This is a genomic window from Pseudomonas arsenicoxydans (assembly GCF_900103875.1).
Classification (GTDB): Bacteria; Pseudomonadota; Gammaproteobacteria; order Pseudomonadales; family Pseudomonadaceae; genus Aquipseudomonas; species Aquipseudomonas arsenicoxydans.
Map to the genome: position 1 here is coordinate 1377228 of NZ_LT629705.1, position 15295 is coordinate 1392522.

Here is a 15295-nt window from a genome sequence, read left to right on the forward strand (position 1 = left end):
GTAAGGCATACGCCGAACATGATGATGCGAATTGGCCAACCGCGCTACGCCCTCCGCATGATTATCGACTGCTATGCTGCTTTGACCGTGTTGCATCGACGTTGAGCGCCAGTCAAGAGAGAGCCCGTCATGTCCCAGTTGCCGTCCTTGAGCCAGTTACGCGATCCCAATGCCTTTCTTCGCCGCCATCTGGGGCCCGATGCCGCCGAACAGCAGGCGATGCTCGATAGTCTCGGCCTGGGCAGTCGAGTGGAGCTGATCGAGCAAACGGTTCCGCCGGGAATTCGCCTGAACCGGATGCTCGACTTGCCGCCCGCTCTCGACGAAGAAGCCGCGCTGGCCAAGCTGCGCGGCTACGCCGAACAGAACCAGGTCTGGACCAGCCTGATCGGCATGGGCTACCACGGCACGCTCACGCCGAACGTCATTGCGCGCAACGTGCTGGAAAATCCCGGTTGGTACACCGCCTATACGCCTTACCAACCGGAAATCGCTCAAGGCCGGCTCGAGGCGCTGCTCAATTTCCAACAATTGACCATCGACCTCACGGGCCTCGAACTGGCCAATGCTTCGTTGCTCGATGAGGCCACGGCCGCCGCTGAAGCCATGGCCCTGGCCAAACGTGTCGCCAAGTCCAAAAGCAATGTGTTCTTCGTCGACGAGAATTGCCACCCGCAGACTATTTCCGTGGTGCAGACCCGCGCCGAAGGCTTCGGTTTCGAGTTGATCATCGATGCGCTGGATAACCTGAAAGCACACCAGGTATTCGGTGCGTTGCTGCAATATCCCGACACCCACGGCGACATTCGCGATCTGCGTCCATTGATCGATCACCTGCATGCCCAGCAAGCCCTGGCGTGCGTCGCCACAGACTTGCTGAGCCTGCTGTTGCTGACGCCTCCGGGAGAACTGGGGGCCGATGTGGTGTTCGGTTCATCTCAGCGTTTCGGCGTGCCCATGGGTTACGGCGGTCCTCACGCGGCCTTTTTTGCCAGTCGCGATGAATACAAACGAGCCATTCCCGGGCGCATCATCGGCGTCTCGAAGGACGCTCGGGGCAACACTGCGTTGCGTATGGCCCTGCAAACCCGCGAGCAGCATATTCGCCGGGAGAAGGCCAATTCGAACATCTGTACCGCGCAAGTACTGCTGGCCAATATCGCCAGTTTCTACGCGGTTTATCACGGCCCCGAAGGCTTGAAGCGGATCGCCCAGCGGGTGCACCGGCTGACCTGCATCCTCGCGACCGGTCTTGAACGCCACGGCGTCACCCGGCTCAACAAACACTTCTTCGACACCTTGACTCTGGAGGTCGGAGGCACGCAGACCGCTATCATCGAAAGCGCTCAGGCCGCGCAGATCAACCTGCGGATTCTGGGGCGCGGGCGATTGGGGCTCAGCCTCGACGAAACCTGCGACGAAACCACGGTAGCCAAGCTGTTCGATGTGTTCCTCGGTGCCGATCATGGACTTAACGTCGACGAACTGGACGCTGAAACCCTGGTCTGCGGCATTCCCGGCGAACTGCTGCGCACCTCGACTTATCTGCGCCATCCGGTGTTCAGCACCCATCACAGCGAAACCGAGATGCTGCGCTATCTCAAGCAACTGGAGAACAAAGACCTGGCGTTGAACCAGTCGATGATTCCTCTGGGTTCTTGCACTATGAAACTCAATGCCACCAGCGAGATGATTCCCATCACCTGGCCGAAATTTGCCAACCTGCACCCGTTTGCGCCGAGGGAGCAAGCGGTGGGTTATGCGCTGATGATCGAAGAACTGGAACGTTGGCTGTGCGCGATTACCGGTTTCGATGCGATCTGCATGCAGCCCAACTCCGGCGCTCAAGGCGAGTACGCCGGGTTGCTGGCAATTCGCAAATACCACGAGAGTCGTCAGCAGGGGGCGCGGGATATCTGCCTGATTCCGTCCTCGGCTCACGGCACCAACCCTGCTTCGGCGCAGATGGCCGGGATGCGCGTGGTGATCGTCGAGTGCGATGAGGCGGGCAACGTCGATCTGGATGACCTCAAAGGCAAAGCCGCGGAGGCGGGTGACAAACTTGCCTGCCTGATGGCCACTTATCCTTCGACCCATGGCGTGTACGAGGAAGGCATCAGCGAGATATGTGAAGTTATCCACAGTCACGGCGGCCAGGTGTACATGGATGGCGCCAACCTCAATGCCCAGGTCGGATTGGCGCGGCCGGCGGACATTGGCGCCGACGTGTCGCACATGAACCTGCACAAAACTTTCTGCATTCCCCACGGAGGCGGAGGGCCAGGGATGGGGCCGATTGGGGTGCGCGCGCACTTGGCGCCCTTTGTCGCCAATCACCCGGTGGTGCCCATCGATGGACCGCTGGCGCAGAACGGCGCGGTCAGTGCGGCGCCTTGGGGCAGTGCGAGCATTTTGCCGATCAGCTGGATGTACATCGCGATGATGGGGCCGCAACTGGCGGATGCGAGCGAGGTGGCGATCCTTGCCGCAAATTATCTGGCGCAGCATTTGTCCGGCGCGTTTCCAGTGCTCTACTCCGGGCGCAACGAACGTGTGGCTCACGAATGCATCCTGGATTTGCGGCCGCTGAAGGCGCTGACCGGTATCAGCGAAGAGGACGTCGCCAAGCGTTTGATGGATTACGGCTTCCATGCGCCGACCATGTCTTTCCCGGTACCGGGAACGTTGATGGTCGAGCCGACCGAGAGTGAATCGAAGGCCGAACTCGACCGGTTTATTGGCGCGATGCTGAGTATTCGCGCCGAAATCACCGAAGTGCAGAACGGTAACTGGTCAGCCGAAGACAACCCGCTCAAACGTGCGCCGCATACCTTGGCCGATATCACTGGAGTGTGGGAGCGGCCTTACAGCATTGAGCAGGCGGTGACGCCGGATGCACACACCAAGGCGCACAAATATTGGCCGGCGGTGAATCGGGTGGATAACGTTTATGGCGATCGCAATTTGTTTTGCGCGTGTGTTCCCGTGGACGATTACCGCTAAAAAACCGCGAAGCACATGCAAACCCTGTGGGAGCGGGCTTGCCCGCGATGGCGTACTGTCAGGCAACATCAATTGAAGCCAATGGCCTCATCGCGGGCAAGCCCGCTCCCACAGGGCCTTATGTTGGGCAAAAAAATGCCGCTCATATGAGCGGCATTTTTGTTCAGCTGGAACGCTTACTCGGAAGCAACGGCATTCTTCGCCAGGATCGCGTTCGCCAGTTCCATGTCCGTGGCCTGCAGGCCTGGGTTGTCGGCGCGGACTTTCTGCATCGCGGCTTCCAGATAAGGACCGCGAATACCACCATCACTGGCAACAAAGCTGCCGGCATCGTCCTGGGCTGCGACGATCAGCTTGTGATCCTTGAAAGTCAGGTAGGTCGAACCGGTGGTTGCACCGGACGAAATGACGTTACGCCAAAAGCTATCGGCCATCGCCGAACCGACTGGAAGGGACAACAAGGCGAGGGTAGCGACAGCAAGTTTGAGACGCATAGGGTGACTCCACTGGGTTAACTACGGGATTTGATTGCCATTTCCTCAATCGAGTTCCGTGACGCCATGCCTACTTCTGCTCACTCTGTGGCGTCACCCGTAGCACCTCCTCAACAGTGGTCAGTCCCGCCGCCACTTTCTGTGCCCCCGACAATCGCAGACTGCGCATGCCTTCCTTGAACGCCTGACGCCGCACCGCCAGCAAATCGGTATCGGGATTGATCAGCGCCTTGACGCCGTCAGTCAGTTGCATGATTTCGTAGACCCCGGCGCGACCGCGATAGCCGGTGTCGCGGCACTCCAGGCAGCCGATGGCGCGCTGGGCGTTGGTGGGCAGTGGCGCTTGCCAGGGTTTGGTCAGGGTTTGCCAGTCTTCTTCGCCCAACGTTAGCGGGGCCTTGCAATCGGGGCACAAGGTTCGCACCAGTCGCTGGGCCATGACGCCGAGCACCGTGGCCTTGATCAGGTAATGCGGCACGCCGAGTTCGAGCAGGCGGCTGATGGCGCTCGGCGCATCGTTGGTGTGCAGCGTCGAGAGCACCAAGTGACCGGTGAGCGCGGCCTGGATCGCCATTTCAGCGGTTTCGAGGTCGCGGATCTCGCCGATCATGATGATGTCCGGGTCCTGTCGCATCAGCGCGCGCACACCGGCGGCGAAGGTCAGGTCGATGTTGTGCTGGACCTGCATCTGATTGAAGGCGGGCTCGACCATCTCGATCGGGTCTTCGATGGTGCAGAGGTTGACCTCCGGTGTCGCCAGTTTCTTGAGCGTGGTGTACAGCGTGGTGGTCTTGCCTGAACCGGTCGGCCCGGTGACCAGAATGATGCCGTTGGGCTGGCGGGTCATGTCTTGCCAGCGGCGCAGGTCTTCGGCGGAAAACCCCAGTTGATCGAAATCCTTGAGCAGCACTTCAGGGTCGAAGATCCGCATGACCATTTTTTCGCCGAATGCGGTCGGCAATGTTGACAGCCGCAACTCGACTTCGCCGCCGTCCGGCGTCTTGGTTTTCACCCGTCCGTCCTGGGGTTTGCGCTTTTCCGCGACGTTCATCCGGCCGAGGCTTTTCAGGCGACTGACGATCGCCATCGTCACCTGCGGGGGGAATTGGTAGACGTTGTGCAGCACGCCGTCGATGCGAAACCGCACGGTGCCTTGCTCGCGCCGGGGCTCGATATGGATATCGCTGGCGCGTTGCTGGAACGCGTACTGGAACAACCAGTCGACGATATTGACGATGTGCGCGTCGTTGGCGTCCGGTTCCTGGTCGCTGGCACCGAGGTTGAGCAGTTGTTCGAAGTTGCCCAGGTTGCTGGTTTTTTGATCGGTGCTGGTCGCGCCGCTGACCGATTTGGCCAGACGGAAAAACTCGACGCTGAAGCGCTGGATGTCCACCGGGTTGGCCACTACGCGTTTGATCGGCAGCTTCAACACGTGGGTCAGGTCGGCTTCCCAGCCGTTGACGTACGGTTGGGCGCTGGCCACGGTCACCGCGTCGCGGTCGACGGACACCGCCAGAATCTTGTGACGCTGGGCAAAGGCATAGGACATCAGCGGTGTGATGGCCGCGACGTTGATCTTCAACGGGTCGATGCGCAGATAAGGCTGACCGGCCTGTTGTGACAGCCACAGGGTCAGGCTTTCCAGGTCCAGGTGTTTACCGGGGCGGCTGAGGTCGTCCAGGTGCTGGCTGGCGATGAATTCCAGTGGGTGCATCTGGCCACTGGTGGCGTGGCGGCGGCGGGCATTGAGCGCGTGCTCGGCCGAGTCCTGGCTGATAAAGCCTTGGGCGACCAGCTCGCGCAGCAAATCATTGAGATCCAGCCAGCGGTCCTGAATGGCGAGTTGAACGGACATGCGGGCTCCTCATGAACAACGGTGCGCAAAGGATAGTCGCGCAGCCACCGACCGTTGGGCCACTACTCGACGAAGCCGTGTCGAGGTTTGTCAGCCAGCCGCTTGAACCGGTTCATTCCAGGCCGCATCAGCGGTTTGCAGGTCTACCGAAAACACACTGATCAAGTTACGTAGTTTTTCCGCGATCACTTCGGCCCGATGCCAGCTCAGGCCGTCCATGACGATATCGATCGCCAGCCGATCGTCCGTGCGCTGCACATTGACCTGTTGCGGCGTCAGGCACTGCAACGCAAAAAAGTTGAGGGCTCTGCACAGCAGGTCCGGCTCGGCCTCTGCCAGCAATTGATAGTGGACGCGGCAGTGAGCGTCGCTGACGTTCCAGACATCGGCGCGGGTGGGCAGGGTGTTGACGGCTTCCAAAGGGGGCATGGTCGATCTCCAAATTCTCTGGAGGAATTTTTACATTCGTTGCCGGGCATTTCTTATCTATGATTGGCCGTATTGGCGATTTATCGAATCGTTTAATTCAATACTGCATCAATTAAAGGTTTTGTTATGCACAGTGAGCTGGATGGCTACGACCGCAAGATTCTGGCGTTGCTGCAGGAGGACGCCTCGCTCTCCAGTGCACAGATCGCCGAACAGGTGGGGCTCTCGCAGTCGCCGTGCTGGCGGCGGATTCAGCGCATGAAAGAGGAGGGCATCATTCGCGGTCAGGTGACGCTGCTTGATCGCAAGAAGATCGGGCTTAACACGCAGATTTTTGCCGAGATCAAACTCAACGCGCACGGGCGTTCGAACTTCACTGAGTTCACCGAAGCGATTCGCGGTTTTCCCGAAGTGCTGGAGTGTTACGTGCTGATGGGGTCGGTGGATTTCTTGCTGCGGATCGTGACGGCGGACATCGAGGCGTATGAGCGCTTCTTCTTCGAGAAGCTGTCGATGGTGCCGGGGATACAGGAGGTGAACTCGATTGTGGCGTTGTCGGAGATCAAGTCGACGACGAGTTTGCCGGTCTGAGGATATGCGCTGAATGAGCGGGCCTCATCGCAGGCAAGCCTGCTCCCACAGTAGACCGAGTTGTCTGAACGAACGCGGTCCAGTGTGGGAGCGGGCTTGCCCGCGATGGCGTTATTACATGCGCAGCAGCATCTTCCATGCGCGATTCTGATACACCGCAATCGCCTGCTGCTTGCGCGCATCCAGCGATTCATCGGTGATCGGCTCGTTGGCCAGTTGCGCCAACAGCTTCAGCTCACCGTACAGGCGATCCATTTCCGGGATGTCCAGCACGTTACGGGCGTGATGCAGCCAGGCCTGGATGCGCTCGATGCGCGGCAATTGCTCAGCCAGGTCTTCCGGCTGCTGCTGATAACGCTGCAACTGCAGGGATGTGGCTTCTTCACCCAGCAGGCGCGGCAGCCAGCTGCCCAGTTGCGCAGCGCCCTGGCGATTGCCACGCACGTTACGGTCGGCTGCCCAGGTGCGGGCCAGCAACCAGCGCGAGGTGTTCAGCGAGAACAAGCCCCAGCGCGGGTCTTCGAGTTCCTCAAGAAACTGCTCCGGCGCGGCTTTGCGCACGTCTTCGTCGTCGATACCGGCTTGCACCAATGGACGCCAGTCTTCGAGCAAGGCATCCAGCGCGACGCGCAGATCGTGAGTCGACTGACGTGGTGCGGCCTGGCCCAGGCTGCTCAACAGTGCGCGCAACTCAGCCAGGTTTTCGACCCAGTCCAGCAACAGGCGCCAATGGCCATTGAAACGATACTGTTCGGCCAGACGCTGGCTGCTGCTCAGCAAGTGCCAGGCCAGCGCAGCGAAGGCATCGTCCAGCGGGGTTTCGGCAGCAATCTGCGGCGCGGGCAGGCTCAGCGAGTAGCTGTTGGCGTCGTACAAGCGGTAACCACGCTCGGCCTTGCTGATGTCACACGGCATCAGGGCCAGGGTCGCAGCCAGTTCGGCGGCCAGTTCCAGCAACGCGGCCGGTTCGCCTTCACGCAGTTCCAGTTCCAGCTCGCAGATTTCTTCTTTCTGCTTGCCCACCACCACGTGGCCGAGGTCCAGCGCGGCTTCGATAACCACTTTGGTCTTGCCGCGGCCCCAGGCGATTTCGGCGCGTTCGCGCACGAAGTCGGTGGTGAAAATCGGCTTCAGGGTTTTCTTGTCCAGCTCGGCCAATTCTTCGGGCCAGCATTCGCCGTCGAGTTTTTTCACGTCGAGCTTGGCTTTGGGCAGGTTCCAGTCGTATTCGTTACGCTCGGACAGACCGGCGACGCTCTGGCCGCGGGTCTTGAGCGTTTGAATCACTTCTTCGCCATCCTTGCGCAGGCGCAGGGCAACCTTGGCGCGGGCCAGGTCGCGCTCAGGCGTGTCGAAGTATTGGTTCATCAACTCACGGCGTTCCCAGCCACTTTTGTTGCGTTTTTTCAGGAGCGGGTGCTCGCGCAGGGCGGCGAGGGTTTCGCGGCTGACGCGGAGTTTGATTTCGGTTTCTTTCTGCATGGCCGGAAAATCCAGGATCGGGAGCGCAGCCGGGGGGAATGTGTGGCTGCCAAGGCCGTGCAGTGTACAGGACTCGATCATCCTCCGCGCCGCGGCGGTTTATTCCTGTCGCCAGATGGTTCTATGATGGACTTCAATTCGGGAGTGGGAGTCAGCGATGCCTTTGCCGTCCATGAAAGATCAGTTCGCTGCGCTGATCGCCGCACCGTCCGTCAGCTGTACACAGCCCAGCCTCGATCAGACCAACCGTCCTGTGATCGATTTGCTGGCGATGTGGCTTGGCGACCTGGGTTTTGCCTGCGACATCCAGCAGGTCAGCCCCGGCAAATTCAACTTGCTGGCCAGTTTCGGTTCCGGCCCCGGCGGCCTGGTGCTGGCGGGCCACAGTGACACCGTGCCTTTTGATGGCGCCCTGTGGCAGACCGATCCGCTGAAGTTGACCGAAGTCGATGGCCGATGGGTCGGATTGGGCAGTTGCGACATGAAGGGCTTTTTTGCCCTGGCCATTGAAGCCGTCATTCCGCTGCTCGACCAGCCGTTCAAGCAGCCACTGCTGATCCTCGCCACTTGCGATGAGGAAAGCTCAATGTCCGGTGCCCGCGCGTTGGCCGAAGCCGGGCGTCCGTTGGGGCGCGCAGCGGTGATTGGCGAGCCGACCGGGCTCAAGCCGATCCGCATGCACAAAGGCATCATGATGGAGCGCATCGACATCCTCGGGCAGAGCGGCCATTCCTCGGACCCGCGACTGGGTCACAGCGCCCTCGAAGCCATGCACGATGCCATCGGCGAACTGCGTGGCCTGCGCCTGTTGTGGCAGCGCGAATTCCGCAATCCACAGTTCGGGGTGCCAACGCCGACCCTGAATCTTGGCTGCGTCCATGGCGGCGACAATCCCAACCGGATCTGCGGCCAGTGCTCGCTGGAGTTCGACCTGCGGCCGTTGCCGGGCATGGACCCCAAAGCGTTACGGGCGGAGATTCTGCAGCGGCTCAAGCCGGTTGCCGAGCGCCATCAGGTGAAGATCGACTACGCGCCGCTGTTCCCCGAAGTGCCGCCGTTCGAGCAGGCCGAGGACGCCGAATTGGTCCGGGTCGCGGAAAAGCTCACCGGCCATCGAGCCGAAGCAGTAGCGTTCGGCACCGAAGCGCCTTATCTTCAGCGCCTTGGCTGTGAAACGCTGGTGCTGGGCCCGGGTGATATCGCTTGTGCGCACCAACCGGGGGAATACCTCGAAATGTCACGTTTGCAGCCTACCGTGCATCTATTACGTTCATTGATTGAACATTACTGTCTGACACCGGCCAAAACGCCTGTGAGTTAGGCCCGCTCCCACAGGGTTGCGTGTTTCAACTGGTTAAACGGTATAGATTGCCCTTGTCCAACCCGTATTCATGAGGAGAGCGCGCGTGTCGCCAAGCCTGTTCCGACGATAACCATCAGCCCGCTGTGCATTTCAGTTTCGCCCATTTTTTGGCTGCTATTTATTACAGGCCCAGGTTCATGCCCGAATACGTTAATTGGCTTCGCCACGCTTCGCCTTACATCAATGCCCACCGGGATTGCACCTTCGTCGTCATGCTGCCCGGCGACGGCGTCGAGCACCCCAACTTCGGCAACATCGTCCACGACCTGGTGTTGCTGCACAGCCTGGGTGTGCGACTGGTGCTGGTTCACGGTTCCCGCCCGCAAATCGAAACTCGTCTTGCCGCACGCGGCCTGATCCCGCATTACCACCACGGCATGCGCATCACCGATGCCGCAACGCTTGAGTGCGTGATCGATGCGGTGGGCCAACTGCGCATCGCCATCGAAGCGCGACTGTCGATGGACATGGCCTCGTCCCCAATGCAGGGCTCGCGTCTGCGGGTGGCCAGCGGCAACCTAGTGACCGCACGGCCGATCGGTGTGCTTGAAGGCGTCGATTATCATCACACCGGCGAAGTGCGTCGGGTCGACCGCAAGGGTATCAATCGTCTGCTGGACGAGCGCTCCATCGTGCTGCTGTCGCCGTTGGGCTACTCGCCGACCGGTGAGATCTTCAATCTGGCGTGTGAAGACGTCGCCACCCGCGCGGCTATCGATCTGGGGGCCGATAAATTGCTGCTGTTCGGCGCTGACTTGGGGCTGATCGATGAAAACGGTCGTCTGGTTCGCGAACTGCGCCCACAACAGGTGCCAGCGCATTTGCAGCGCTTGGGCAGCAACTATCAGGCTGAACTGCTGGATGCCGCGGCAGAGGCTTGCCGGGGCGGCGTGGCGCGCAGCCATATCGTCAGCTACGCCGAAGACGGCGCGCTGCTGACCGAACTGTTCACCCGCGACGGTGGCGGTACGCTGGTCGCCCAGGAGCAATTCGAGGTTGTTCGCGAAGCGGCGATCGAAGACGTCGGCGGTTTGCTGGACTTGATCAGTCCGCTTGAGGAGCAGGGCATTCTGGTGCGTCGTTCTCGCGAGGTCCTTGAGCGTGAGATCGAACAGTTCAGCGTGGTTGAGCGCGAAGGCATGATCATCGCGTGTGCGGCGCTGTATCAGATTGCCGATTCGGATGCCGGGGAGTTGGCCTGCCTGGCGGTGAACCCGGAGTATCGCCATGGCGGTCGCGGTGACGAGCTACTGGAACGCATAGAAACCCGTGCCCGGGCCCAGGGGTTGAAAACCTTGTTCGTGTTGACGACCCGCACCGCTCACTGGTTCCGCGAGCGTGGTTTCGAGCCAAGCAGCGTCGAGCGCCTGCCGTCGGCGCGGGCCTCGCTGTACAACTATCAGCGTAATTCGAAGATCTTCGAAAAGGCTTTGTAACCTGATCGTTCCCACGTCGACGCCTCGACGTGGGAACGATCTTTACGTGTGTTATTCAGTGACGAACTTCGCGCTGACATACGCCGAATAATCCGGCAGCACCGTCTCGACCTTCCCTTGCTCCTTCAAGAACTTCGCCGTCTCGCCAATGGCCTTGGCCGTGCCGCCGTCCAGTAGCGCGCTGGTCTGTTGCGCCTTGGCATCCGGGAACGCGGAGCCGGCCAGCAGCTCCGGCACATCAGCGGCATTGGCACCGGTCAGTTTGGCGATTTTCTGCACGGGTACCGAGTCCGCCGTCCAGCTGTCTTTATGCGCGGCATAGTCGGCGAATGAGTCCAGGGTGACCTTGGCGAACTTGGCCACAACGTCTGGATGCTTCTCTGCGTAATCCTTGCGCGCCACCCACACCTCGAACGTCGGCGCACCCCACTGGCCGACCTGTGCTGCGTCGGTCAAAGTCTTGCCTGTCTTGCGGATTTCCCCCAATGCCGGCGACCAGACAAACGCGCCATCAATGTCGCCACGCTTCCACGCCGCCGCGATTTCCGCCGGTTGCAGGTTCACCACTTTAACTTTCGAGGCATCCAGGCCCCAATGCTTCAGCGCGCCGAGCAAGCTGTAGTGGGAGGTTGAAACGAATGGCGTGGCGATGGTTTTGCCGATCAGATCTTGCGGTTTCTCGATGCCGCTGCCGTTGCGCACCACCAGTGCTTCCGCCGCGTTGATCTGGGCGGAAACGATAAACGCCACGATCGGCAGATTGCGCGAAGCGGCTGCTGCCAGAGGGCTAGAACCGAGGTTGCCGATCTGGACGTCACCCGAAGCAATCGCCGTGACCACTTCAGGACCGCTATTAAACCGGCGCCAGTCGATTTTCTGGCCTATGGTTTGCTCGTAAGTGCCGTCAGCCTGGGCGACTTTGCTGGGGTCGATGCCGGTTTGATAGCCGACGGTGAGGTTCTGCGCGTGAGCGTTCGAAGAAACTACTAGCAATACATAAACTGTAACAATTAAGCTGGATAGTGCGCGTTTGGTCGTCATGGCGCTGCCTTTCGATAGGGTTTGATTGCGGATGCGTCAAAGCTAATCGATCTAAAAAACGGCTAACAAATACCATTTAGGAATTAGCTTATGAGCCGGTGCTGCGCCTCGGTTCAAGGGGAAAGCGCGGAGCTAAATTCCTAAAGGGTATTAAAAAGAATTGGGTGATTTCTTTTTGGGCGGACGTCCCGGCAGGAGCAAATTTAATGGGGGTTAGACGATGGTCGTAGACACACATAGTTACGATTGACTTGTGGGTCACGGTCTGGCGCTAATCGCGCATCTTAGGATCCCGGGCATTCGACTCAGGGCCAGGAACACAAGAATTAGAAACGAGAGGAGCTGAACAATGAACAAGTCCACCTTGGCCCTGGCCGTGGCAGTAGGGGTTATGGCGCAGCAGGCAGGCGCCGCGGGTTTCCTGGAAGACAGCAAGGCTTCCGTTAGCTCCCGCACCATGTATTACGACGCAGATGTGCGTGAAGGTGCGAGCACAGCTGCTAACAGACAGCGAGAAACCGCTGAGGGGCTCAAGTTCGATTACCTGTCTGGTTTCACCCAAGGTACCGTTGGTTTTGGTATCGACGCCCAGGCGCTCGTGGGTATCCATCTGGATGGTGGCAAGGGTCATCACCCGATTGGTAACGCCAACTCCTTCTTCCCTAGCGATGGCAATGCTTCGGCGGATGAGTGGAGCCGTTTGGATGGCAACGTCAAGGCGCGCTTCTCGAAGACCGAAGCCCACCTGGGTGGGGGACTGGCACCTCAGTTGCCGATCCTGCTATCGAACGACAGCCGTTTGCTGCCGCAGACCTTTGAAGGTGGCACCATCACCTCGAAGGAAATCGACAACGTGACCTTCAACCTGGGTCAACTGGAGCACGCGTCGGGTCGCGCCTCTTCCAACGACACCGGTATGGCGGTGGCTGGCGGTACTCAGGACAGCAACCAGTTCCGTTACGCAGGTGCTGACTGGAAAGTTACCAAAGACCTTCTGTTGCAGTACTACTATGCGAACCTGGAAGACTACTACAAGCAGAACTTCCTCGGCCTGGTGCACGTTTACCCGATCGCGCCTAACCAATCCTTCAAGACCGACATTCGCTATTTCGATAGCAGCTCTGACGGTAAGAACGGCGATGCGGGCTACCGCTTCAACAACAACAACGGTTATGCCAAGACCCCGGGCGAAGTTGATAACAAGACCTGGAGCGCCATGTTCACGTACACCCTGGGCGGTAACGCGTTCCTGCTCGGGCATCAACGTGTCAACGATGACGGCGGCTTCGTTTTCCTGAACCAGGGCAGTCTTGTTGATGACAAAGGTCGTCAAGAAGGTGCTGGCGGCGCGAGCTTCTACTCGTTTACCGACGCCACGGTTGGCAGCTTTATCCGTGCCGGTGAAAACACCACGTTCGGTCAGTACTCCTATGACTTCGCCTCTCTGGGCGTGCCAGGTCTGAAAGCATCCATTGCTTACTTGAATGGCCAGGACATCAAGGCTACCAACGGTACTGGTAAAGACCTGAGTGAGCACGAGACCGACGCGCGTATCGACTACGTGATTCAAACTGGTGCACTTAAAGGGTTTGGTACAACGCTGCGTCACGGTACTTACCGTGGCAACACCAGCACCCTTGATCAAGACCAGACCCGTTTGATCTTCAACTACACCTACAGCTTCCTGTAATTGCCATCAAAAAAAGCCTCGCCTTCGGGCGAGGCTTTTTTTTGTCCTGGTATATTCCAAATAGATATCAGTTAGTAATTTTATATTCTTTTTGGCTTTTAGCGTAAGCGCCTAAAGTGGGCGGCAGTTGCGCCGATAGCCTGTGTCACGGCGCCTATCTATATTCCTGAATGGCATGAAAAATAAATTAAATAGATATTTTTAGGTTTAACATGCCGGCCCGAAACCATGTGGTCGGACCACGACCCTAGACGCGCACGGTCCAGTTGACGTGCGGTCTGGCGCTAAACGCGCATTTCAGGATCCAGGGCATTCGACCCAGGACCAAAAAATTAGAAACGATAGGAGCGAAACAATGAACAAGTCCACCTTGGCCCTGGCTGTGGCCGTAGGGGTTTTGGCGCAGCAGGCAGGCGCCGCCGGTTTCATCGAAGACAGCAAGGCTACTTTGGGGCTGCGCAACTTCTACATCAACAACGATAACCGTGACAGCGCTGCCGGCACTGCGGCCAACAAGGCTGCCGGTGTCCAGAGCAAGAACGAAGAATGGGGCCAGGGCTTCGACCTGCGCTTCATCTCCGGCTACACCCAGGGCACCGTCGGCTTCGGTATCGATGCCATCGGCCTGCTGGGCGTACGTCTGGATTCGGGCGGCGGCACCAACGGCGCCACTGCCACTTCTTACGGCGGCACGGTGTTTCCAAGCAAGTCCAACGGCGAAGCGGTTGATAACTTCTCCAGCCTGGGCCTGACCGCCAAAGCCAAGATCTCCCAGACCGAACTGAAGCTGGGCACCTTGCAGCCAAAACTGCCGGTGATCGTGACCAACGATGGTCGTCTGCTGCCGCAAACCTTTCAGGGTGGCCAGATCACCTCGAACGAGATCAAGGACCTGACACTGGTCGGTGGTCAGATCGAGCACGCCAAGGGTCGTAACTCCAGCAACAACGAAGAGTTGTCTATTGCCGGTGCGAACTCTCCTACTGCTACTGGCCGTGACAGCAACAAGTTCATCTATGGCGGCGGTGACTACAAAATCACCAAAGACCTGACTGCTCAGTACTACTACGGCAAGTTGGAAGATTTCTACAAGCAGCACTTCCTGGGTCTGGTTCACAACTGGGCTATCGGCCCGGGCGTGTTGAAGTCTGACTTGCGTTACTTCAACAGCTCCGATGACGGCGCCAACGGTCACGACTCGGCTTACTTCAGCAGCGGTAACTATCAAAGCTTCCGTGCCGGTAAAGGCAAGGTCGACAACAACCTGTACAGCGGCCTGTTCCTGTACTCCGTTGCCGGTCACACCTTCGGTGGCGGTTACCAGGTCAGTAACGGTAGCAGCGACTTTCCTTGGCTGAACCAGGGTGACGGCTCGTCGGCTTACATCATTACCGACTCGCAGATCGCCAAGTTCGCCCGCGCCGGTGAACGTACCTGGCAAGCTCGCTACTCGTATGACTTCGCCAAGGTTGGCCTGCCAGGCGCGACTGCCGGCATCGTCTACCTGCGTGGTGACAATATCGACACCATCAGCAGCACCAGCACCGCTGTGGCCGGCTCCGGCCGTTCCGAGTGGGAACGCGACCTGACCCTGGCCTACGTCGTGCAACAAGGCCCGCTGAAGAACCTGGGCTTGATGTGGAAAAACGCCATGTGGCGCAACGATGTCCCAGGCCAGCGCGACCAGGACGAAAACCGTCTGATCGTCAGCTACTCGATCCCGCTGATGTAACAGCGCCCGCGTAACGGCTGCAAAAAAAGCCCCGCCCGGCATCTCGCCGGGCGGGGCTTTTACGTTTCAAGGCGAGCTCACCCCCGTAATCCCGCCTTGATTTTTCCCTCTTTGCAGCAACTCAAGGCCTTCTCGAACCTTGTGAGCGATAGTCGTCTCGATGTTCACCAAGGTCCAGT

Annotated in this window: 11 protein-coding genes; 6 read left to right on the forward strand and 5 right to left on the reverse strand. The window is 59.2% G+C overall.

The genetic code is table 11. The features are described 5' to 3' along the window. Positions 1–129: 129 nt before the first annotated feature. Positions 130–3003: an aminomethyl-transferring glycine dehydrogenase gene (gcvP, locus tag BLQ41_RS06200; RefSeq protein ID WP_090178314.1), complete on the forward strand. Its 2874-nt coding sequence runs from the start codon at positions 130–132 to the stop codon at positions 3001–3003. A gap of 176 nt (positions 3004–3179) precedes the next feature. Here the strand turns inward: gcvP and BLQ41_RS06205 are convergent, their stop codons facing one another. The 3 genes from BLQ41_RS06205 to BLQ41_RS06215 form a co-directional block, all read right to left on the reverse strand. Continuing rightward, positions 3180–3497, reverse strand: coding sequence for a DUF2388 domain-containing protein (locus BLQ41_RS06205; RefSeq protein ID WP_007951791.1), 318 nt, complete (start codon positions 3495–3497; stop codon positions 3180–3182). Positions 3498–3567: 70 nt separating this feature from the next. Beyond that, the gene (locus BLQ41_RS06210; protein ID WP_090178317.1) at positions 3568–5352 is read right to left on the reverse strand and encodes a GspE/PulE family protein; all 1785 of its coding nucleotides are present in this window, start codon (positions 5350–5352) and stop codon (positions 3568–3570) included. A 90-nt stretch (positions 5353–5442) separates the two neighbouring features. Continuing rightward, a complete protein-coding gene (locus BLQ41_RS06215; protein ID WP_090178321.1) occupies positions 5443–5781 on the reverse strand; it encodes a hypothetical protein in 339 nt (112 codons plus the stop codon). Positions 5782–5907: 126 nt separating this feature from the next. Between BLQ41_RS06215 and BLQ41_RS06220 the strand changes: the two genes are divergently transcribed. After that, positions 5908–6372, forward strand: coding sequence for an Lrp/AsnC family transcriptional regulator (locus tag BLQ41_RS06220; RefSeq protein ID WP_046045137.1), 465 nt, complete (start codon positions 5908–5910; stop codon positions 6370–6372). Between the two features lie 114 nt (positions 6373–6486). Here BLQ41_RS06220 and BLQ41_RS06225 read toward each other — a convergent pair whose 3' ends face one another. Beyond that, positions 6487–7854, reverse strand: coding sequence for a CYTH domain-containing protein (locus tag BLQ41_RS06225; RefSeq protein WP_090188396.1), 1368 nt, complete (start codon positions 7852–7854; stop codon positions 6487–6489). A 157-nt stretch (positions 7855–8011) separates the two neighbouring features. Here BLQ41_RS06225 and argE point away from each other — a divergent pair, with 157 nt between their 5' ends. Beyond that, positions 8012–9175, forward strand: coding sequence for an acetylornithine deacetylase (argE, locus tag BLQ41_RS06230; protein ID WP_090178324.1), 1164 nt, complete (start codon positions 8012–8014; stop codon positions 9173–9175). 179 nt (positions 9176–9354) lie between these two features. Further along, on the forward strand, positions 9355–10653 hold the full coding sequence (gene argA / locus BLQ41_RS06235; protein ID WP_090178326.1) for an amino-acid N-acetyltransferase: 1299 nt from the start codon (positions 9355–9357) through the stop codon (positions 10651–10653). Positions 10654–10704: 51 nt separating this feature from the next. Here argA and tauA read toward each other — a convergent pair whose 3' ends face one another. After that, the gene (gene tauA, locus BLQ41_RS06240; RefSeq protein ID WP_090178329.1) at positions 10705–11694 is read right to left on the reverse strand and encodes a taurine ABC transporter substrate-binding protein; all 990 of its coding nucleotides are present in this window, start codon (positions 11692–11694) and stop codon (positions 10705–10707) included. A gap of 349 nt (positions 11695–12043) precedes the next feature. Here tauA and BLQ41_RS06245 point away from each other — a divergent pair, with 349 nt between their 5' ends. Further along, positions 12044–13384: an OprD family outer membrane porin gene (locus tag BLQ41_RS06245; RefSeq protein WP_090178331.1), complete on the forward strand. Its 1341-nt coding sequence runs from the start codon at positions 12044–12046 to the stop codon at positions 13382–13384. 355 nt (positions 13385–13739) lie between these two features. Next, positions 13740–15116: an OprD family porin gene (locus BLQ41_RS06250; protein ID WP_090178335.1), complete on the forward strand. Its 1377-nt coding sequence runs from the start codon at positions 13740–13742 to the stop codon at positions 15114–15116. The last annotated feature ends 179 nt before the right edge of the window (positions 15117–15295 follow it).

Bases quoted from the DNA above. Each gene is read 5' to 3' on its own strand.
- gcvP (WP_090178314.1), top strand. From the start codon at position 130: ATGTCCCAGTTGCCGTCCTTGAGCCAGTTACGCGATCCCAATGCCTTT.
- BLQ41_RS06205 (WP_007951791.1), bottom strand. From the start codon at position 3,497: ATGCGTCTCAAACTTGCTGTCGCTACCCTCGCCTTGTTGTCCCTTCCA.
- BLQ41_RS06210 (WP_090178317.1), bottom strand. From the start codon at position 5,352: ATGTCCGTTCAACTCGCCATTCAGGACCGCTGGCTGGATCTCAATGAT.
- BLQ41_RS06215 (WP_090178321.1), bottom strand. From the start codon at position 5,781: ATGCCCCCTTTGGAAGCCGTCAACACCCTGCCCACCCGCGCCGATGTC.
- BLQ41_RS06220 (WP_046045137.1), top strand. From the start codon at position 5,908: ATGCACAGTGAGCTGGATGGCTACGACCGCAAGATTCTGGCGTTGCTG.
- BLQ41_RS06225 (WP_090188396.1), bottom strand. From the start codon at position 7,854: ATGCAGAAAGAAACCGAAATCAAACTCCGCGTCAGCCGCGAAACCCTC.
- argE (WP_090178324.1), top strand. From the start codon at position 8,012: ATGCCTTTGCCGTCCATGAAAGATCAGTTCGCTGCGCTGATCGCCGCA.
- argA (WP_090178326.1), top strand. From the start codon at position 9,355: ATGCCCGAATACGTTAATTGGCTTCGCCACGCTTCGCCTTACATCAAT.
- tauA (WP_090178329.1), bottom strand. From the start codon at position 11,694: ATGACGACCAAACGCGCACTATCCAGCTTAATTGTTACAGTTTATGTA.
- BLQ41_RS06245 (WP_090178331.1), top strand. From the start codon at position 12,044: ATGAACAAGTCCACCTTGGCCCTGGCCGTGGCAGTAGGGGTTATGGCG.
- BLQ41_RS06250 (WP_090178335.1), top strand. From the start codon at position 13,740: ATGAACAAGTCCACCTTGGCCCTGGCTGTGGCCGTAGGGGTTTTGGCG.